The 21,588-nt window shown below is 45.3% G+C and carries 17 protein-coding genes; 10 read left to right on the top strand and 7 right to left on the bottom strand.

The genetic code is table 11. The features are described from left to right. The first annotated feature begins 419 nt into the window (after positions 1-419). The 5 genes from MSMAS_RS05395 to leuS all read left to right on the top strand — a co-directional run bounded on the left by MSMAS_RS05395 (position 420) and on the right by leuS (position 9,421). Positions 420-3,395, top strand: a complete 2,976-nt coding sequence (locus tag MSMAS_RS05395) for a M1 family metallopeptidase (protein ID WP_048046355.1) — start codon at positions 420-422, stop codon at positions 3,393-3,395. 424 nt (positions 3,396-3,819) lie between these two features. Then, entirely contained in the window at positions 3,820-4,152 is a 333-nt protein-coding gene (locus tag MSMAS_RS05390) for a DUF1622 domain-containing protein (protein WP_011032234.1), read from the top strand. Between the two features lie 107 nt (positions 4,153-4,259). Beyond that, positions 4,260-4,592 (top strand): DUF1622 domain-containing protein, encoded by a 333-nt coding sequence (locus MSMAS_RS05385; RefSeq protein WP_015410990.1) that lies wholly within the window; start codon positions 4,260-4,262, stop codon positions 4,590-4,592. Positions 4,593-5,011: 419 nt separating this feature from the next. After that, entirely contained in the window at positions 5,012-6,229 is a 1,218-nt protein-coding gene (gene thrC / locus MSMAS_RS05380; protein ID WP_011032236.1) for a threonine synthase, read from the top strand. Positions 6,230-6,520: 291 nt separating this feature from the next. After that, entirely contained in the window at positions 6,521-9,421 is a 2,901-nt protein-coding gene (leuS, locus tag MSMAS_RS05375) for a leucine--tRNA ligase (protein WP_048038036.1), read from the top strand. Positions 9,422-9,778: 357 nt separating this feature from the next. Here leuS and MSMAS_RS05370 read toward each other — a convergent pair whose 3' ends face one another. The 3 genes from MSMAS_RS05370 to MSMAS_RS18655 form a co-directional block, all read right to left on the bottom strand. Beyond that, on the bottom strand, positions 9,779-10,687 hold the full coding sequence (locus tag MSMAS_RS05370) for a nitrilase-related carbon-nitrogen hydrolase (protein WP_048041343.1): 909 nt from the start codon (positions 10,685-10,687) through the stop codon (positions 9,779-9,781). 96 nt (positions 10,688-10,783) lie between these two features. Beyond that, positions 10,784-11,434: a hypothetical protein gene (locus tag MSMAS_RS05365; protein ID WP_011032239.1), complete on the bottom strand. Its 651-nt coding sequence runs from the start codon at positions 11,432-11,434 to the stop codon at positions 10,784-10,786. Positions 11,435-11,466: 32 nt separating this feature from the next. Then, a complete protein-coding gene (locus MSMAS_RS18655) occupies positions 11,467-11,619 on the bottom strand; it encodes a hypothetical protein (protein WP_155395338.1) in 153 nt (50 codons plus the stop codon). Between the two features lie 457 nt (positions 11,620-12,076). Between MSMAS_RS18655 and MSMAS_RS05360 the strand changes: the two genes are divergently transcribed. The 5 genes from MSMAS_RS05360 to MSMAS_RS05340 all read left to right on the top strand — a co-directional run bounded on the left by MSMAS_RS05360 (position 12,077) and on the right by MSMAS_RS05340 (position 16,233). Then, on the top strand, positions 12,077-12,574 hold the full coding sequence (locus tag MSMAS_RS05360; RefSeq protein WP_011032240.1) for a pyruvoyl-dependent arginine decarboxylase: 498 nt from the start codon (positions 12,077-12,079) through the stop codon (positions 12,572-12,574). A gap of 432 nt (positions 12,575-13,006) precedes the next feature. Continuing rightward, positions 13,007-14,044: a deoxyhypusine synthase gene (locus tag MSMAS_RS05355; RefSeq protein WP_015410997.1), complete on the top strand. Its 1,038-nt coding sequence runs from the start codon at positions 13,007-13,009 to the stop codon at positions 14,042-14,044. A 63-nt stretch (positions 14,045-14,107) separates the two neighbouring features. Then, positions 14,108-14,629: an ArsR family transcriptional regulator gene (locus MSMAS_RS05350; protein ID WP_011032242.1), complete on the top strand. Its 522-nt coding sequence runs from the start codon at positions 14,108-14,110 to the stop codon at positions 14,627-14,629. Beyond that, positions 14,629-15,417, top strand: a complete 789-nt coding sequence (locus MSMAS_RS05345) for a DUF7839 domain-containing protein (protein WP_011032243.1) — start codon at positions 14,629-14,631, stop codon at positions 15,415-15,417. Before MSMAS_RS05350 ends, MSMAS_RS05345 begins: the two co-directional genes overlap by 1 nt. Before the next feature lie 267 nt (positions 15,418-15,684). Further along, the gene (locus MSMAS_RS05340; protein WP_011032244.1) at positions 15,685-16,233 is read left to right on the top strand and encodes a metallophosphoesterase; all 549 of its coding nucleotides are present in this window, start codon (positions 15,685-15,687) and stop codon (positions 16,231-16,233) included. 151 nt (positions 16,234-16,384) lie between these two features. Here the strand turns inward: MSMAS_RS05340 and MSMAS_RS05335 are convergent, their stop codons facing one another. The 4 genes from MSMAS_RS05335 to MSMAS_RS05320 form a co-directional block, all read right to left on the bottom strand. Continuing rightward, entirely contained in the window at positions 16,385-16,606 is a 222-nt protein-coding gene (locus MSMAS_RS05335) for a hypothetical protein (RefSeq protein ID WP_011032245.1), read from the bottom strand. 326 nt (positions 16,607-16,932) lie between these two features. Continuing rightward, positions 16,933-17,502: an RPA family protein gene (locus MSMAS_RS05330; RefSeq protein WP_011032246.1), complete on the bottom strand. Its 570-nt coding sequence runs from the start codon at positions 17,500-17,502 to the stop codon at positions 16,933-16,935. Next, entirely contained in the window at positions 17,503-18,768 is a 1,266-nt protein-coding gene (locus MSMAS_RS05325) for a replication protein A (protein WP_015411001.1), read from the bottom strand. It abuts the gene before it with no gap. A 748-nt stretch (positions 18,769-19,516) separates the two neighbouring features. Further along, positions 19,517-21,355, bottom strand: coding sequence for a cation:proton antiporter domain-containing protein (locus tag MSMAS_RS05320; protein WP_015411002.1), 1,839 nt, complete (start codon positions 21,353-21,355; stop codon positions 19,517-19,519). Positions 21,356-21,588 lie beyond the last annotated feature (233 nt).

The following is a 21,588-nucleotide window of genomic DNA, read 5'->3' as shown; positions in this document are numbered from 1 at the left end:
CTGAAATATAGTCTCTATAAATCCTTTCGTTGCTGGAATCTTTCAGAGAATGATAAATCGCTCTGGTTTCCAGAGAATTCCTAGCATGACAATTTTTCTCTATATGAGAAACAAATTTGAATCCCTGCTGAAAGAACCCTTCTGTAAGCCCTCCTGCGCCAGAAAACATATCAAGAACTGTATATTTTGATTCCATCCAGAGATTCACCTAGACTGTTTTTCTTTTTAAGTTTGTTACCAATCTAAAAAACGATTAATGTCAAAAGAAGTTGAAATATATTAACATGTTGATGAGAATCATCTTATTTCAAAATTTTGAAATTTTCTCCTCCCTCTCCCACAAACTACACATTTAAATCTCTCCTCACCCTTTTCTATCCCACAATATAACACTCATAACTATTATCCGGTGACTTTTCATGAATAACAGGCTGTACAAATATTATCCCGAAGATTTCGGGGAACTCAAAGTTGACGTCCTGCACATGGACCTGACTTTTGACATTTATGATGACAGGACGAACGTGAAGTCCATACTCAGGGTCAGGACAAAAGATGAGCCCATTGAGAAGCTGGAGCTGAACTGCAAGGACCTTGAGATCAGGGCTGTAAGCTGTTTTCAGTCCGAGGTCTCTTACAGGTACAGGAAAGATGATGCTATCCTTGAGATCAGCTTCAGGGACTTGATCCCGCCGAATACCGAGATTGCGGTCATTACGGACACGGTATGCAGGCCCACAAAAAATATCCTTGAAGGGCTGTACTATGATGAGACTCCGGCAGGGGCTCCCCCGCAGCAGATCACTCAGTGCCAGCAGTGGGGGTTCCAGAGGATCGTGCCCTGCATAGATGACATGACTGCAAAATGCACATACAGGACGACCATCATTGCAGACTCGCGCTACACAAACCTCATAACAAACGGGGATGTCGCTGTAGAGAGGCATACCGTAAAACCGGGAAGGGACAAAATCGTCTACGACAACTCGGTAACGCCCATGGCTACATATCTCTTTTTCCTCGGGGTCGGGACCTATGCGATCTTTAAAAGGGAATTTGAATACCCTGACGGGAGCACGTTTATGCTGGAACTGCTCGTGCCTCCTGACTCGGATGCCAGGGCTGCGGAAAAGGCTCTTGATGTCCTGCACGACTGCGTAATGTGGGTCTATGTCTTTACAGGGCCTGAGCATTACGATGAGGACAGACTGGCCATAAGGCAGCTTATGTGGGACCTTGTCCGCAGGCGGGAGAAGCTGAAAATCGAGGCAAAGCCCAGACCCGGACAGGGAGAAGACAACCTGGGCGGAGACGGACAGGTTGGAAAAGGAGAAGGAAAAGGAGAAAGAGCAGGAGAAGGACAAGGACAAGGACAAGGAAAAAGAGCAGGAGAAGGAGAAGGAGAAGGAGAAGGACAAGAGCTGCGGAAAATCAGGGACGAGCTTGCCAGGCTTGACAGAAACATCACTCCCGGGTACAGGTACACAGGGACCGTGTACCGGGAAATCGGGATGCAGAACTCGGACTTCGGGGGCATGGAAAATGTGGGGAACACAACCATTACCACAAACCGCATCATGCCTTTCCCGCAGATAACGGATCCTGCTTTTGAGTACATGATCAGGGTTAAGGTTCACGAGTACTACCACAACCAGAACGGGTCCGAGGTTACCGGGAGAAGCCCGTTTGAGATCTGGTTAAACGAAGCTGTGACCGTGCACATAGAAGAGCAGTACCACGCTTTTCTTTTCGGTGAGGACTACCAGAGGCTCCAGAGAGTGCTTGACCTTCTTGCACCCGCTTCCGGGACTTTTGCCCTGGACTCGGGGGCTGCTTCCATGCCCATCATCCCCGATGGGTTCAATGACCCCAACGACCTGATCACTTCGGTTACGTATGTAAAGTCCCCTGAATACGTTCGCATGGTCGAGAGCCTCACAGGAAAAGACACTTTTGTCCGGGGGCTTGACCGTTACTTCAAAAAATTCCAGCATTCCAACGCTTCCACACAGGACTGGATAGAGGCTATGGAAGAAGAGAGCGGAGTGGCCTTAAAGGAGATATCTGAGACCTGGCTCAGGCAGACTAAATTCCCTGTGGTCGAGGTCTCAGCCGAATACGATAAGCTTACCGGGAAATTTACTTTCTTCCTCAAGCAGCACTTCCCTGCCGGAGGAAAGCCCTGGGAATTCCCATTCAGGGCAGCCCTTGTGGACGAAAGCGGAAAAGACATTGTTGAAGTGCTGGAAAGGGTAAGCGGGGAAACTGCAGAGATTTTAATTGAAAATGTGGGTATGCCTTCATTCCTTTCCCTTAACAGGGGGTACTCCTTCTACGGCAAGCTTGTATACAGGGCAAGCCAGGAAGAGCTCCTCATGCAGGTCAGGAAGGACAGCGATATTGTGGGCAGGTTTACCGCCTTCTACACCTTTGTGGACCGGGAAAAGCTGAGGCTCCTTAGAGTTCCGGGGTCTGCCCCCTCCGAAGACTTTATAGAGCTCTACTACAGGCTCCTCAATGACCGGCAGCTCCTTGAAAGGGCTGGAGGGCAGTTCCTGACCATTTTCGAATCCGTAGAAGACGAAGAGTTTGCCCATCACTACCAGGCACTTTATGATGTAAAGCAGAAGCTCCTTAAAGCGGTCGCCGGAAAGTATAGGAGCTCCCTCATCTCTGCCTACAATTTCTTTGAAAACGCCTCGGCCCCGAGGGACGGGTCACTGGAAGAAACCGCAAGGGTGATCAAGAGCAGGCAGGCTAAAAACATCTGCCTGGGAGTCCTTGCAACCCTTGATGCCCCTGACATCCATGCCCTTATAAAACAGCAGTTTGAGACCGCGACCTGTGCGACCGACCGGCTTAGTGCTTTTGCCGCATACCTGAACAGTTCGGCTCCTGACAAAATAGAAGTCCTGAGAGCCTTTGAAGCCGAATCGAAAAAGAACCTGATCGCCTGGGAAGCCTTCCTCTCAGTAATAGGAAGCAACAGCAGCGTTGATGCGGTGGAACTGGTCAGGGAAATGGAAAGGTCGGATGCTTTCAGGATAGAACAGACAAACGACCAGCGTGCACTTTACGGGAGCTTTGCCCGCAACCGCAAGAAGTCCCTCGAGACCGAAGAAGGCAGGGTTCTCTTTGCAGAGGTCCTGAGAAAACTGGCTCCGGTAAACGAATATACCACGGTCAACCTCCTCAACGCCTTTGCGAACATAGACCAGATGGAAATAAAATACCATATCCCGCTGGTTAAAATCCTTGCAGACCTCCTTGCGGAGCTTGACCCTCAGAAATACCCGAGTGTATATAACAGGATCAGGAAACTTCTTCTCGGAGCTCCCGCAGCCGTCGAAGCCTATGGGATAGTGCAAGGTAAGATTCCGGCTCTGCAAACGTAAAGTTCTGAAAGAATGTAAATCCAGAATTAAATCTACAGTTAAATCTACAGTTAAATCCACAGTTAATCCGAAATTAAATCCGAATTTAACTCAACGCATAGAAGTACAATTTTGCTCCGTTGAAAAAGACTTCATCGGAGCTTCTTTATTACAGGAAAACTTTAGATCTATTCCGGTCCTTTCCGGGATTTATGTTTAGTCCGGGATTTATGTTTAGTCCGGGATTTATGTTTAGAGAGTTATGATTGGAGAGTTATGATTGGAGAATTATGATTAGAAACATGCAGGAATAGATATATTGTGCAGGAATAAATTAAATGGAAGTATTAACCGGCAAAAATGGGAAAAACTGACAGACTGCGGTCTATTAAAAAGTTCAGTTTGAACCGAACGGATCTGGGGGATATTTCTGGCAGGGTAAAGGATGGTATCGGAACTTGCTGCTGTAATCCTGGGGATTTTCGTACAGTTTTTTGAAATTGTCAGTGCAGTCCTGATAGTTTTTGGGGGGTTAAGAGCTGCACTTGAAATCTTACTTGTCGAGGCTTTCAGGAAACCTTACAGTTATGAACACATAAGGAAGAAGTTTACAAATAAAATATTTTTCGGGCTTGAGCTTCTGATAGTTGCAGATGTGCTTGAGACCCTGAGAAAGCCTTCTCTGGAGGAACTGTTCCTTGTAGGAGCTATCGTGGTAATAAGGTCTTACCTGGGCTACTTCTTAAGTAAAGAAGCCGAAGAGTACCAGTTTGACTGAAACCCGCGGTCCGGTGAAATATAAGAAAATGCCTTATTGAAAGGATAAATGTCGTAATGTCGTATTGAAAGGGTGAAAGGGTAAATGTCGTATTGAAGGGATACAGGATGGTTTCGGATCTGTTCAGGAATATTCTGCAGTTTTTTGAATGGGTTTTCGAGGCAATCGGGACGGTTATTATAATCTATGGGGGGCTAAGAGCGACATTTGAGCTCTTATTGTATGAAACTCTAAAAAAGCCCTGTTCTCTGGAAGAGATAAGAAAAAAGCTTACAAACAAAATACTCTTCGGACTTGAGTTTTATATTGTCGTTGCCATTCTCGGGACCCTGAGAGACCCTTCTTTATCCGAACTCGTTCTCCTGGGCATTGTCGTACTTATCAGGACAACTCTTGGCTATTTCCTGAGTAAAGAGGTTAAAGAATACCAGTTTGATTAAGCGGAAATATCCGCGGAGACCTTAAAACCCGTATATTAATATCGAGGAGATCATACTGCTCCGAAAATTAAGGGACGTGCTTCGTGCAGTGGAGCATTTCCTGTTCCGTTCTTTTATGTTTTTATCCTTATAAGCCGGCACCAATAAAAAGCACATATAAGAATTGAAGCTTACACCCCCTGAACCGGAGACCGGGGTTGCTCTCCCTAATATAAAAGCCAGAAACAGTATAATTTAAAAGCAAGTAGCGTGTTAAGGATACAAAATATTATTAAACTCTAATATTATACTAATCCGAAATCCAGATTCTCAACCTGAAAATCCGAAGTCCGGGTTATATTTACTACTTTAAATTTAGATCGGGTCTGAACAGGGTCCCGGCGTTCAAAAAATTTGAAATCACATACAGGAGCAATTTAATGTATCATCTAAAATGTATCGAGTGCGGTGCAGAGTATTCAAAAGATGAAGTAATCTATACATGCAGCAAATGCGATGGGCTGCTTGATGTTATTTATGATTATTCCTCAATTAAACTCGACATGGAAAAATTAAAGACCGAATGTCCTTCGGTCTGGAAATATGCAGAACTTCTCCCCATAGAAAGAGAACCTGTGACCATACATGAAGGCGGGACCCCACTTTACAGATGCGATCGCCTTGCCGAAAAGATAGGGATTAAAGAACTCTATGTAAAACATGAAGGAATGAACCCGACTGGCTCATTTAAAGATAGAGGGATGACTGTTGGGGTTACAAAAGCACTTGAACTCGGAATGAGTACCGTCGCCTGTGCATCAACCGGGAACACGTCGGCAGCCCTTGCAATCTATGGGGCAAAAGCAGGAATACCTGTGGTTGTGCTTCTTCCGGCTGGAAAAGTTGCCCTTGGAAAGGTAGCCCAGGCACTTATGCACGGGGCAAAAGTCCTCAGCATCCGCGGAAACTTTGATGATGCACTCGCTCTTGTGCGCACTCTCTGCTCCCAGGAAAAGATCTACCTCTTAAACTCGATCAACCCTTACAGGCTGGAAGGCCAGAAGACCATCGGCTTCGAGATTGCAGACCAGCTCGGCTTCAAAGTTCCTGACAGGATTGTCCTGCCCGTAGGAAATGCAGGCAATATCACTGCTATCTACAAGGGTTTCAGGGAGTTCAAGCTCCTTGGCATCACGGACTCCCTCCCGAAGATGACGGGAATTCAGGCAGCAGGCTCCTGCCCCATAGTAAAAGCCATTAAAAACGGGGCTCCGGAAATCACTCCCGAAGAGAACCCGGAGACGGTTGCAACGGCAATCAGGATAGGAAACCCTGTGAACGCAACAAAAGCCCTGAACGCTATAAGGGAATCCGGCGGTACTGCGGAGTCCGTAACTGATGAAGAAATCCTTGCAGCCCAGAAAGACCTTGCAAGGCTTGAGGGTATAGGAGTCGAACCTGCAAGTGCAGCCTCGGTAGCTGGTCTTAAGAAACTCGTTGACATGGGAGTCATAGGCAGGGACGAAACAGTAGTCTGCATTACCACAGGCCACCTCCTTAAAGACCCCCAGACCGTTATTGACATCTGTGAGGAACCTACTGTCGTTGATGCAAACATCGAGTCCATCCGGGAAGCGATTTTCGGGAAGGGAAAATAAAGCCTGAAGGACAATCTGGCTTAAAAAAACAATATGCGGCAAGAAACTGCAACTGTATTAAAGGCCCTTTCGGAAGGATTCGAAGATAAGTACTAAGATAAGTATAAATAAGTACCATAAGTACCGGGACAGAAAAAAGTTGAAATATTATCGGTCTGGTCCGGTACTCTTCAATTCTTTAAGGTTTTCCGGGAGCCAATCAGCTTCCCCTGATGTTTACTGTTATAATTAACATCCCTGATGTATCCAGATCCTTTTAAATCATGATAATTATCTGTGGGCGTGACACTAATGGAGCAGGACTATAAGCCTCACGAGATCGAAAACAAATGGCAGAAAAAATGGAATGAGAGCCGGATTTTTCAGGCTGAACCTGATAAGCGGGAAAAGTTCTTCATAACAATCCCTTACCCTTATCTTAACGGGAACCTGCATGCAGGGCATACCCGCACCTTCACAATAGGCGACGTGGTTGCAAGGCACAAAAGGATGCTCGGGTACAATGTGCTTTACCCCATGGGCTTCCATGTAACAGGCACACCGATTGTCGGGCTTGCCGAACTGATCGCAAGCCGGGACCCGCAGACCATGGACGTATATGAGCGCCTGCACGGGATCCCCGGAGATATCCTGCCGGCCCTCGATACTCCGGAAAAGATTGTGGACTATTTCAAGGTGGAAGCTGAGAAAGCCATGCGCATGATAGGGTACTCCATTGACTGGAGGCGCAAGTTCACAACAACTGACCCTACCTACAAAAAATTCATAGAATGGCAGTACACCCGGCTTGAAGAAAAGGACCTCATCGTAAAAGGTTCCCACCCTGTAAAGTGGTGTCCTAACGACAACAACCCTGTGGAAGACCACGATATCCTGCACGGAGAAGAAGCCACAATCGTGGAATACACCCTTATAAAGTTCAGGTACAGAGACCTCGTCCTCCCCTGCGCTACCCTCAGGCCTGAAACGACATACGGAGTGACAAACCTCTGGGTAAACCCGAATGTCGATTACGTAAAAGCCAGGGTTGAGAAGGACGGAAACGTGGAGTTCTGGGTCGTCAGCAGGGACGCTTTCAGGAAATTGACCTTTACGGACAGGACAGTCGAGTATGTTGAAGACATGCCTGCAAAGTCCATCATAGGAATCAAGCTCACAAACCCGGTAACCGGGGATGAGGTAATCTCCCTTCCGGCGTCCTTCGTAAAGCCTGAGAACGGTAGCGGGATAGTAATGAGTGTCCCTGCCCATGCGCCTTTTGACTACCTTGCCCTCCGCGACCTTTACGATGCTGACCTGAGTGAATATGGAATTACCGAAGACCTCAGGAAAATCGAACTTATTTCCCTTATCCAGGTCCCCGAATTCGGAGAGTTCCCTGCAAAAGAAATTGTGGAAAGCATGGGAATTTCAGACCAGAAAGACCCTAAAGCCGAAGAAGCAACAAAAATCGTATACAGGAGAGAGTTCCACGGAGGTGTCCTTAAGGAGCTCACAGGGAAATATAAAGGATACCCTGTTTCAAAGATAAAGGACATACTTACCAGGGACTTCCTGGCTTCAAACGCAGGCGAGACCTTCTATGAGTTCAGCGAGCCCGTAGTATGCCGCTGCGGGACTCCGTGTGTCGTGAACATGGTTAAAGGCCAGTGGTTCCTGAACTACTCAAACCCTGACTGGAAAGCAAAGGTTTACAAATGCCTCGGCCAGATGCGGGTCATCCCGACAGAGTACAGGGTTGAGTTTGAAAATAAGATTGACTGGCTCAAAGACAAGGCATGTGCACGCAGAAAAGGTCTCGGGACCCGCCTTCCTTTTGATAAGGAATGGCTGATTGAATCTCTAGGGGACTCGACAATCTACATGAGCTACTACATCATTGCAAGGTTCATCGAAAAAGGCGAGCTTGCCCTTGAACATCTTACACTTTCATTCTTCGACTATGTCCTTCTCGGAAAAGGCGATTCTGCGGCAGTTTCTGCGGAAACCGGGCTTAAACCTGAGCTAATAGAAGAAATCCGCAGCCACTTCAATTACTGGTACCCTGTTGACCTGCGCTCTTCCGGAAAAGACCTTGTCCCGAACCACCTGCTCTTTTTCCTCTTCCACCACGTAGCCCTCTTTGAAGAAGAAAAATGGCCAAAAGCCCTTGCAGTAAATGGTTTTGTTTCCCTTGAAGGGCAAAAGATGAGCAAGTCCAAAGGTCCCATCCTGACCCTGGAAAGTGCGGTCAGCTCTTACGGAGCAGACATAACAAGGATGTATATCCTCTCGACAGCCGAACAGACTCAGGACGCAGACTGGCAGAAGGCAGGGATAGATTCTGCCCGCAGACAGGTCGACAGGTTCTATGCCTTTGCAAAGGATGTTATTGAAAGTGGGAAGCGCGGGACCCTGAGTGCAGAGCTGAAGCAGATCGACCGCTGGATGCTCTCAAGGATGCAGAACTACATAAAGGAAACAAATGCTGCCCTTGACTCCATCCAGACCAGGGAAGCTATCCAGAACTCCTTCTTCCTGCTCATAAATGATGTCAGGTGGTACCAGAGGAGAGGCGGGGAAGCCCTGCTCTACTATGTGCTGGACAACTGGGTCAGGCTTATGGCTCCTTTCACCCCCCATCTCTGTGAGGAGGTATGGGAAGCCATGGGGCACGAAGACCCGGTTTCCCTTGCGCAGTACCCCCTCTACAATGAAGACCTCATAGACAACGGTGCAGAGCTTTCAGAAGAGGCTGTAAAGAGTACACTGAACGATATTGAAGAGATCATAAGGGTTACGAAGATGACACCTCAGAAGGTCTATCTCTACACAGCCCCTGCCTGGAAAGCAGAAGCCATAAGGTGTGCCTGCGGACTTCAGGTCGAAGCTCCGCTTGAAGTCGGAACCCTTATCAAAACCCTGATGGCAAAACCTGAACTCAAGCGTTTTGGCAAGGAAATCCCGAAGTTCGTCCAGAAAATAGTGCCAGAATTCAAGAGCGGGGGTGCGGAACGCTACGAGACCTTTGCTTACCTCGGCCTTGATGAAAAGGACCTCCTGAAAGAATCAGCCTCCTTCCTCGAGAAAGAAATCGGCTGCCCGGTTGAAATCCAGAGTGCAGATTCTCCGGAATATGACCCGCAAAAGAAGTCAAGGTTTGCAGAACCCCTGAGGCCTGCAATTTATATCGAGGAAAAGAAGGAAGAATAAAAAACTTCTTTATAAATGAAACATTCCTCATCCGGGCAGGTAAGAAAGCCCGGAATTTCTTACTTTTTTCTCTGGCATGAAAGTACTCCCAAATACTTTCATATTTTGTGCCTCTTCTTCGAAGAATTTCATGTTCGTTTTCTGGTTCTTTCCGGTTAACTCTCCGGTTAATTTACTGTTATCTATTTCCTGAATGACAGCAAATTAATCGCAGGTTCTTTCTGTAAACGTGCCGCGCTCCTCTCGAACCATCTGGTACTGGATATAAAATTGAAAACATTAGCCGCGCCGGAAAATATCCAAATATGGAATATCAGCCAGGCAGCTGGAAATGACCGGAAAAAGGTTAAGACTGTATCAGTAAAGCTCCACTCTTCTGTCTTCAAAAACAGGGATTAATTTTCGGACCTCATCTTTCTGGGACATGTCAAGGTCATGAACTATTACACATTCTTTGCTTCCTGCATCGGCTTTTACTTCTCCCCAGGCATCAATAATCATCGAGTGCCCGAAATAACTGCAGTCAGGGGCAGAACCTGTGCGGTTGCAGGCGATGTGAGGGATCTGGTTTTCTATTGCTCTTGCCTTTGCAAGGACCTTCCAGTGTTCGGACCTGGGATTCGGAAAAGCTGCTGTGGTTACAAGCAGGTCAGAGCCGGCAAGAGCCAGTTTTCTTGCGACCTCGGGAAAGCGGAGTTCATAGCAGATCTCAAAGCCGATTTTCAGGTCTTGTTTTTTCAGGGAAATGGGCTCTATCGAACTGCCTTTTGAGAAATACTTATTTTCGGCTTTGAAAGGGTGAGTTTTGCGGTAAGTGCCTGCAAGAGCCCCGGACTCGAAGCAGAAGCCGAGGTTATAATAAGGAGAATTTTTATTTTCAGCGGAATTTTTATTTTCAGTGAAATTTTTATATTCAGTGGAATTTTTATTTACCGGCATCTCATTTTCATTTCCTGAAAAACAGGCATCTCCCTCTCTAAAATATTTTTCTTCACCTGATTCGTTGCCATCCTTCAGAATGATAGAACCCAGGATGATGCAGTCGTTGGCTTCGGAAAAACACGCCAGGTTCTCAAGAAGAGGAGAGGGAAGGGTTTCTGCTGCATGGTCAATATTTTCATAGCAAAAGCCTGTGGAAAAAACTTCGGGAAAAACGACTAATTCTGCCCCTTTATCAACAGCTTTAAGAGCCATGCTGAGGGCTTTTTCAAGGTTTTCCTGCTTCTTACACTGAAGCACATCCATCTGGATACAGGCAACTTTCATATTTATGACCATGAGGTTTGATTAAAGATCGTTCCTGGTTCGGACAGGTAAAAGGTTTCAGGGTTCGGGACCTGCAAAGAATCTGCATAAAGGCTTTCAGGGCAGCAGGGTAGTTTGCTTACTTTTTGCTACGAGCCCTTCAAGGTCTATCCTGTGTTTTATCATGCCTGCAAGCACTTCATTTGCAAGCTTTGTTACCTCTTCCCTGTTTTCGCGTATTTCATATGCAGGGTCATCAGGAGGTATCTCAATTTTTGTGATATCGGCTCTGGCTTTTTTCAGGTGCGAGTCAGAGGCTTCACAAACAATTCCGGGTTTTTCCATGTACCGGTCAAGGTGCTTCTGGGTAATTCCTACAAGTTTTAACTCTCTGCGGAAACAGGGCCTCTCGAAAAGCCGGGAAATTACATACACTCCGACAGGAATCCTGAAGTCAAGGTCAATTTTAAGGAGCTGGTTCCTGAAAATGAGATAAATGTCTTCTGGATCAGAAGGGTCCGCAGGCCTTACTTCCCTGCCTTTATCCGGCAAAAGATCTTTGTTTTTTTCAGGCAGAGTATAAATTTTCGAAGGGGGGACCTCAACTTCGTCCAGTAATTCAAGATCTCTGAGTGCCCTGAGGTAGCCCGTGAGAACCAGCCTGTGTTCTTCTATTCCCTCAGCTTTCAGTTCCCGCGTGAGCCCACTTATTGAGAGCCGCCTGCCATTGAGCAGTTCCATAACTTTAAGGTTGAGTTTCTCTGCCATTTTCTCTGCCTTTATATCAAGATGAAGGTTATTTAATGGTAGTTGTCTTCAGGCCCGGGGCCGGAAAAAACACAATCTCCTGCTACAATAACCGGGTAATCAGACCCGCACTCCGGAAGCTTCCGGGAAAATAAAATTTTCCCGGATAAGAAAGCTGCGGACAGGAAAATTGCAGGGAGTAACACACGATGTAATTATCCTGCACAATATAAAGCTTATGAGAGATTTTGCAGAAAGCTCATAAAAAGAAATAATCTTAACAAAAGATGTGAAAATAAAAAGAAATTAGTAAGAAAGTAAAAAACAAATAAAGCTTGAAAGTATCAGGCTAATATTAGAGAATATCAGGCTAATATTAGAGAATATTCCTTTAGCAGAAAAAGTGAACTGCCACCAGGCTGAAAACCTGGAGATTTTAAGCTTCTTCTATCAAAAGAAAAGGACTGAAGATTAGAAAAAATCAACGTAAAGATTACCTGAAAAGAAAATTAAAATTAAAATAAAGATATATAATTTTAAAGTCCGGCGGGGACCAGGAAAACAGAAAAAGAGCTTTTTTCAGCTAAATTGAAGGGCAACGCTTAAAAATGATAATTGCTATCTGGTTTAGGCTTAAACTGAGGATATTTTAAGGATGCAAAGATGATTACAAAGTTAATTCCAAAAAAAGTGTTCTTTACAAGTGGTGCCGGTACACATCCCGAAAAACTTGAATCATTTGAGGCTGCCCTTCGGGACGCATGTATTGAAAAATTTAACCTTGTAACTGTGAGTTCTATCCTGCCTCCGAGATGTGAAATTGTAACAAAGGAGGAAGGTCTGAAAGAACTCAGCCCCGGAGAGATAGTTTTCTGTGTAATGTCCAGAATCTCTTCGAATGATCCCGGAAAAACGTTAACAAGTTCAGTGGGCTGTGCTCTTCCAGTGGATATCAGCAAACATGGTTATATCTCCGAATACCACGCTTATGAAGAAAGCGCGCAGGACGCAGGTGCACACGCAGTAAAACTTGCAGAAAGCATGTACAGCACCTGGACAAAAGAAGAGCCTCTTAAAACATTCAGCATCCCCAGATCGTCAACAGTAAAAGATAGCGGCGACTGGATGACTGTAATATCCGCAGCAGTTTTTGTTATTTAAATAACAGGATATCCTGTACAAACGGTAATACTGCTATTTCATATACATTATAACAGTACTGGTTACACTGGTTGTTTACAGTATATTGTTTGTTTGCGATAAGTCTGCTATTGATGTCCCTTTACAGATTACCTGACCATTATCTGGTATACGACTATCATAGGAGTCCCCAGTAATCATTATCATTCATTATACGCATTTCATTTAACTTATGACTTTTAAACACAGAAAATAAAGCTTATCCGGGAGTAGCCGCTCTCTGTGAAAAGCCGGCAGGCAAGAGGGTCTGCATATATTGATATTTAATAAAAAATATATAATCCCTTAACGCTGTTTGCGCCTCTTACCGTATATTGCCAGGTACCTGCGGGAAGGCAGTAAGGGCTACAGGCAAAACATATCGCAATCTGTTATATTTATATGGAGAATGGTATGCATCACAATGTATTTACTAACACCCCGACAATTCCGATTGATGTAAAGGACAGGTCTGTAAGCGAATTAATGGACGGAATGCTCAGGACAGGTTTTCAGGGCAGAAAGCTTGCGGAATCGGTTCAGGCATGGAGCAACATGCTCAAAGAAAAGGACACTACCGTACTCATGGGCCTGTCCGGAGCCATGGTTCCTGCCGGCATGCGCAGGGTTATTTCTTACCTTATCCGGGAAAGAATGATCGACTGCCTTGTAAGCACAGGAGCAAACCTCTTCCATGATTCTCACGAAGCCCTCGGGAGAAAACATTATGTGGGCTCTCATCTTGCCAATGATGAAAAACTCTTTGAACACGGTGTGGACAGGATTTATGACGTCTTTGCAGTTGAAGAAGAGTTCAGGAACGCAGACAACCTGATTGCGGATTTTGCAGAGGAAATCGGAGAGATAAGCTGTTCTTCAAGAGAGTTTATGTACCTTCTTGGGAAGGAGCTCGTAAGGAGAGGAGCTGCCGAGGATTCGATAGTAGTAAGTGCATACAGGCATAACGTCCCCATATTCGTGCCCGCCCTATCGGACAGTTCCATAGGTATAGGGCTTACCATTGCAAGGAGAAGAGGGCTCAAACTTGAAATAGACCAGATAAAAGACGTTGACGAAATCACACAGATCGTTGAAAAGTCAGGGCATACGGGTGTGGTCTATGTAGGAGGAGGAGTCCCGAAGAATTTTATCCAGCAGACCGAAGTGATAGCTTCTATTCTGGGAATGGACGTTCCGGGGCATGAATATGCTATCCAGTATACCTCGGACTCTCCTCACTGGGGTGGGCTCTCAGGCTGCACTTTTGACGAAGCGGTTTCCTGGGGCAAGGTTGCAGCTCAGGCAAAAAAAGTGCAGGTTTTCGTGGATGCCACCATTGCCCTTCCTATTGTTGCCCATGCTTTGCATGAAAAGACGCGCGGAGTTAAACGCACTGCCCCTGTCTTTTCCTGGGACGGGCCCGAAGGGCTTGAGATTGCTTATAACGAATAATTACATTACAAATCTTTATTATATTTGAAACTGATAAGATAAGGCGAGAAGGAGAGGACATAAATGGGTAAACGAACTCGAATAATTAACGATCCTTCCTATTTAGTACCATTACTCAGGACTTTTGGATCCAGAACCCATAAAAAAATATTCGACGCACTTTCTAACAAATGGATGACCAGAGCGGAAATCGATGAGTTTATAGGCACAGACTCATCAAAAAGCCTTCATATTCTGAAAAAAGCCGGGCTCCTTGAAAGCCAGTGGAGAGTTCCCGAAGCAGGGCAAAAACCCTCGAAAGAATACCACAGTTCTTATTCAAAGGTCCAGGTGAACTTCCAGTGTTCTTTTGAAGACCTCAGCGACATTATTATGCTGACCTTCAAGCCTTATGAAGAGGTTAAGGACGCTATGGAGGAACTTGAAAGACTGGTAGAAGAAGGCAATACCTCGATGAGCAACCTCACAAGGACTCTTAATAGGAATCCGTTCTATATCTGTGCTGTTGCCCGCAGGTCCGAAAGGCTTTCAGTAATGGGGCAGAGATTAAAATTAATTGAAGATGTAGAGGAGAATTACGATTGATGATTAAAATCCTCCAGACCAAGAGCGGAGTCACCAAATTTCAGGTCCTCATTGAGATTGCAGCCCACCAGCCCAATGTAAGGCAGAAAGAAATTGCCGCAAAAATAGGAATAACCCCCCAGGCAGTTTCCGAATACATTAAGGAGCTTGTGAATGACGGGCTGATCGTCACCGAGGGCCGTGTCCGGTACAGGATAACGAAAGAAGGCGTAGAGTGGGTTCTTGAGAATGCAACCGAAATGAAGCAGTATGCCCGCTTTGTCATGGAGGATATAATCAGCCATGTCTCTACCTGGACAGCCATTACAAGAGAGGAGGTCAAAGAGGGCCAGCAGGTCTACCTGAAAATGGATCACGGACTCCTCTATGTAAGCAGCAGGGAAGTAACAGGCGCATCAGGCGCCATTATATCCGACGCCGCTGAAGGAGAAGATGTAGGAGTAACCAGCCTCAAGGGCCTTATAGACCTGGAAAATGCAACCATCACGATCTGCAAGGTTCCGAGGGTTGAGCGCGGAGGGTCAAGAAAAGTTGACCTCGAGCGCCTGAAGATGCTGGCAGACGCAAAACCCTATATAGCAGCAATAGGCGTTGAGTCTTTAATCGCACTCCGCAAGATAGGCATAAGCCCGAATGTAATGTTCGGGACAAACGAATCCGTTATTGAGGCTGCATATCACGGGCTTTCATCCCTTGTGGTTTCTGTGGACGAACAGGTCTCTGCTCTTCTTAACAGGCTGGAAACCGAAAACCTCGAGTATGAACTCGTTGACCTGACAGTCGAATAAGAGTCTTTTTAACGTTTTATATTTAATTTTGGGTTCCATGCATCCGGAACTCGAAACTTACTTTTTTAATGTAAATTAAATTGCAGGTTCCAGTATGAATTACAGGTCCTGGTATAATTTCGGATTCAAGTATGGATTACAGGTCCCGGTATGATTTCGGATTCAAGTATGAATTCCGGATTTAAGCCTGATTCCAAGGCTTCCCGAAGTTTACGCTGTACATTTTTATCTTAAAATGGTATATTTTACTTATAGCGGAGGTTTTCCATGAAACTGATTATACTTTCCGATACCCATCTCAAGACAGGAGAGATCCCTGGACAGCTTCAAACCCTTCTCGAAGACTGCGACCTTATTGTCCATGCAGGGGATTTTAGCACTGTAGAAGCATACCGGGCTTTTAATGCCAGCGGCAAGCTGAAAGCCGTTTCCGGAAACGATGACAGCCCCGAACTCAGGAAGCTCCTTCCCGAAAGGCTGAAATTTGAGGTTGAAGGGGTAAGGATAGGAGTGGTCCATGAGGCAGGGCTCTCAGTGATGGACACGACCGCACAGGGCTACCTGGCAAAAGAAATGGAAGTCGATGTCCTGATTTTCGGGCACCTTCACCGCCCTATCATTGAAAGGAAGGATGTAATGCTTGTATGCCCGGGTTCTCCTACAAAGCCCAGGATGTCAAACCCAGGTGTTGTAGAACTCATAATCGAAAAAGGGAGCATAGAAGGAAGGATAATTACCCTGGAAGGAGACAGCTGCGGATATATAAAGTTCCGGGATGCTCTGAAAAGGCAAAAAGAAGAAGAGGGTCATAAATAAAAGTGAGAGTAAAAATGGGGGTGGAAATTTAAAACTCGAGGGGGTCTTAAATGCCAGATTCCGGGAAACTGAAGGAATCTTAAATGCCGGAACTAGGCACATGCCTCGCTAGGTGAGGTCTCTGGAACTGCTTATTCAGTAAACCAAAAATTTACATAGTCTCCAGTTTGAACATTACACCGGTGCCCTGAAGGCTCAGATAAACTTTGTCCCCAAACTCGAGAATCTTTTCAACACCAACATTGCTGTTCCAGTTATATACAAAATCATAGCTGCCCTGCATGGGCTCAAAGCCCAGGGACAGCAGCCTCTGGTTGACCTCAGACGGACGGACTCCCTCGCTACTAAACCAGACCACAAGATAGGTTTTCACAGGATCATCTCATTTTATTGATTGACTGATAAATTTTAGCACAGGTTCTAATTCAAGCACACAATACTTATTTTATATCTGCTTCGTTTATTTATCAAGATTTTGCCTTTTACTTTTCTAATCCCGTAAAAAAAGAAGTAATTCCTTCAAGATATTAATTTTGGGAAACTATCTGGAAAGAAATCCGGAAAGGAATAAGAAAAACAGGTAAAAAGATAGGCAATAAAAGAAAGTTTCTTTATAAAAAGTAAAAAAATTCAGGATAAAAATTCCCTGAATTTCCCACTGTTTAATATAATTTTTATTCAGTTAAGGCTTTACTGTTTTCAGGTATTATCTTGAAGTGATTCCAGAGCTTTTTTCACCATTTCGCGGTAAATTTCAGTATCAATGGAATAGTGCTCTTTTGCAAGCCTTGCGTTGGGGTCTTCCTGTGCCTCAACAGCTCTTATCCTTTCAAGGGTTTGCTTTGCAGTATCAAGTACCCAGAGATTCCTCGTCAGCTCGTCTACCTGCTGGATAGACTCAGGGCGGATTGAGGTCAGGACATTTCCGTCGTCCGTGGTATAGGTACTGGTCTTGCCGATTACGGCAACAAAAGCCGGAAGTTCGCATTCTGCAAGGAACTGAGCGGCTTCTGGCTGGTACTGTCCTGCATAAATAAGGAAGGAACCTGTTGGGTCGGAAACCCTGCCCCTCCAGTATTCGGAGTCGGTCCCGATGTCTTCTTTTTCAATGAGTGTGCCCACAATAAAGATGCGGTTCACTTTCGCCCCTGTGGGGGTAAGGAGATATTGAGGGGCATACTGGTCGCTTTCATCCTTTGAGGTGAGGTTCGAGTCTTTCAGCTCCCGGGCAAAAACCCTGCGAGCCGCTTCTCTGAAGAAGCCTGCCATTTACTCCACCTCCGGCTGAGCAATCGGTTCAGCAAGCATCTGGTCAAGGAGCTCCCTGTCAAGGGAAGTCCGTGGAGTAATCGATTCTACAAGGATATAGCGGTCAAGCTTGTGACCGGTGATGGTATAATACCTGCCGACAAGCTCGTGTTTGAGCTTGTCCAGTACGACTCCCGGATCAAGAGCGTCTGCAGCCATTGCAATGGCGCTGTCAAGAGAGATGCCTGAAAGCTCTTCCGTAAGTTCCCTGTTGATAAGGGCGTCCTGAGTGGAAGTCCCGGAATCGAGGACCGCTTTTATCCTGAGGTCATATTCCCCTTTAACTTTACCGTGTTCTGCACATGCCCCTTTAACAAGAGCCCTTTTACATTCAGGGCAGCGTTTTATGAGCCCGGAACCGGTCTGTATATCCACCATTGCCCCGAAATAGGAAGACATGGAGGTCCTTACTTCAATATCTTCGTCGAGCTCTTCTATGGAACTTGACCTGTTAAGCTGGACCTGAGCCTTGCCGTTCCATTCGTTAACAACAACATTCTTCAGCAGGTAGCTCCTGCCCTCTTCCATATCCGGAAGCTCGGAACTTGCCCAGTTAGTAAATTTGATGACTCCGGTCTCATCCCCTATAAGCCCTGCCTGTTCTATAGATTCGTGGGAGTTCTCCCAGAGCTGGATAACTTTCCCTCTTACTGTTGCCCACTGGTTTCCTGTAAGGTCAGCAATATTTCTCAGCTCAGCTTCCCTTGCTGCTGGAGTGAAATCGCCGCCTCCAACTTCAACGGGCTCGGAGAGCTTCTCTATGGAACTGTTCTTGTTAACCTGGACCTGGAACCTGTCATTGTATTCCCCGACAACTATGCTTCTTAGAAGGTAGCTTTCCCCCTGTTCAAGAAGGGGAAGTTCGGCATTTTTCCAGATGGTAAACTTTATGATTCCTGTCTCATCCCCAAGAAGCCCGACCTGAGAAATGGATTCATGAGTGTTTTCCCACAGCTGAATAACCTTTGCTTTAAGGTTTGCCCACTGCCCGTTCTCTACAATGTCCACAATTTTGGTGAGCTGGGGTTCAGCCTGCCTGACATAAAACTCATTTTTAGGAATGGAGTATTTCTTCAAAAAGTAGTTTGTTACGCTGCGCTGCGCTTCGTTAGAAGGTACCTTGAACTTCTTAATCAGCTCGTCGAGTCTGCTTTCGATGTCCTCAACAGGAACATCGATGCCGAGTTTCATAAACCGGTCTCTAATGGATTCTGCAGTTTGTTTCATATTTCATTCTCCGCAAGCCTCATGGTTATCATAATTTTATTGTGAGGCACTCTAAATTACTGCAGCAGAGGATATAAAGTTGAGTGATGCGGGGTGAAAGTATTCGTATGATATGGAGCAAAGTCGTCCCTTAAAAATTGTAACAATGAACTGCAACCTGAAAAGACGCCTGTTCCATAGTCTCAACCCGGTTTTGAGAACTGAGTTTGCCTCATTCAAGGCAGTCCCGTTCTCCAGGAGCCTCAATTTTCCTTTCCCAACCTCTGCTCCGAAATTAGCCTCAAATCCTCAAATATGTATTTTATTAATAATTCAGGCAACCGGATAGTCATTATAGCGGTAGAGCAATTCTTCCGGTACATCGATTTTTATATCTTATTTAGATTGCCAGTAACTATCCAGTGACCTATCCACAAGGCACTTTCTGGTAATAAATATTTCATATTGTAATTAATATTATTAGTGAAACCAGTCGCTTAATAGAAATTTTTTAGCAACTTTAGAATAGATTGTGCTTTCATATTAATAAAGTTTGGGATGTTAGGCGCCTCCCAGGAGCTAAAAATATATTAAAATATTATATTAAAGTTCAAGTCCGGACTTTAAAAATTGAATGTTTTATGTTTGTTCCATAGTTTCATGTTTGTTTTACAATTTTATGCCGGATTTACAGATTTAGTTTTGTTTTACAGATTTTGTTTTGTTTTACAGTTTTCCCGGCAGAGGAGATCTCACATATTAATTGAAATTACTTATAAAGTATGCTGGCAGTCTGCTTGGCTGCATCTCCTTCCCCAATGATGGTTACTATATCTTCATATTCAAGCACAAGGCTTCCGTGAGCAATAATAGAATCACTCCCCCGCTGAACCATAACCAGGAGACTTTTTTCAGGAAACTGGATATCCTTGATGGCTCTTCCGACCACCCTGGGATTTGTGACCTTGACTTCCATCATTTCCCCTTCGCCTCCTACTTCGCACATAGAAAACAGATGAGGCCTTCCGATCATATTTTCAAGCATCACTGCAGTGGTCATTGAAGGGCTAATGGCGCGTATTCCCAGATTCCAGAAAGCCTGAAGGTTTTCGATCTCATTTACCCTGGCTACCAGCTGATCACCCCTGAATCCGAAACAGGTTTTAGCAATCTGGCAGAAGAGAAGGTTGGTATCATCTTTATTGGTTGTTGCAACCACATATTTGGCATTCTCTATTCCTGCCTTTTTCATGACATTTACATCTCCTGCATCACCCTGGATTATCCGGATCCCGAGTTCCATACATTTCTTGCAGTTGCTCTCTGAAATATCCACGACAATTACATTTTCTCCTCTTCTGTCAAAACGTTCGGCAAGGATTCTGCCTACCTTTCCTCCACCAATTATAAGAATTTCCATAGGGATTACCTCCAGCATTTCTGCCACTTTTTTTGATAGGCTTCCACTCAAAAAGACCGTAATAATAACCGTAAGAAAAACAAGCCCTACAAGGCTCTGCCCACCCAGAATTCCCATAGAATCAAGTTTGATTGCAAAATAAGTCGCAACCGAAGTCGGGACAACACCCCTGGGCCCGATAAAGGACAGAAAAAGTTTCTCGTTTGTGCGGACCTGAGAGTTCCACATGGAGATGAAAACCGCCATAGGGCGGATAACAAATACGAGAAGCAATACAAGGACTATCCCGCTTACCCCTATTCTCTGGATATCTTCAAATTCAAGCATTGCCGCAAGCAGGATAAAAATAAGGGAGAGCATCACAGTAACAATATCGCCTTTGAACTCCTTGATAGTCTCCTTGTAAGGGAACTCCGAAGTCCCAAGTATGATCCCGAAGATAGCTACCGCCAGAATTCCGGACTCATTACCCAGGCATTCTGAAAGGACGAAACAGGCAAATACCGCAGTCAGGGAAACCAGCCTTACAGTCTGCTTGCTGAACGCTATCTTCCGGGTGAAGAACCATCTGAGGGCAAACCCGCTCAAAGACCCCAGCGCAATTCCTATCCCTAACCTGTAAAAAATAAAGATTACAGCATCAGTCCCGGAAAGTTCTGCTGCAACCCATTCAAAGACCATGGCAGCAAGGATTACACTTGCAGCATCATTCAGCACCCCCTCAAGTTCAAGAATTTTACCAAGCCTGTGGCTAATCTGGATATTTCTGACAATAGGAGTTATCACTGTGGGTCCTGTTGCAGTGACGAGGGCTCCGAATAGGGCTGCAATTTCAAGAGGGATATCTATCAGAATACTGGTCAGGGCTGTGGTCCCCAGAAAGGTCACAAGGACCCCTATTGTTGTCAGTTTGAGGACACTTTCCTGAACCATCCTTATATGCTTAAGGTCAATATGGAGCCCTCCATCAAAAACAATCACGGATATTGAGATTGCCACAATGGCGCTCAGCCCTTCGATATAGAGTGAAGGGTCAAGCAGATTGAGGACTTCGGGCCCGGCAATAATTCCTTCGATCAGCAGAAAAATGATAAAAGGGAGCCGAAAATAGTAACTGAGTGCCCTTGCGGCAAGAGACATAACGAGCACAGAAACTACAAGCCCAAGTAAGAGTATAGGATCAAGCATGAGACTCCCTGCAAAGATGTATTACTCACTAAAAGATTAGGGGAACATCAGGGATAAATTAAACGGAAGGATATCAGAGAATATCACCAAAAAAACATAAAATATCTGATGATTATGCATATTAAATCATACGATTTTTCATAGAGGTCCGGATCCCGACTGTTGGAAGCTCCCGAAAAGTTTCTTCCCGGAACTCCATTTTAAAAGAATGAGATATAAATTTAGCCTGTTAT

It is taken from the genome of Methanosarcina mazei S-6 (assembly GCF_000970205.1).
Lineage (GTDB): Archaea > Halobacteriota > Methanosarcinia > Methanosarcinales > Methanosarcinaceae > Methanosarcina > Methanosarcina mazei.
The sequence above is the reverse complement of the archived record's forward strand: the minus strand, read 5'-3'. Positions and strand labels throughout refer to the sequence as shown.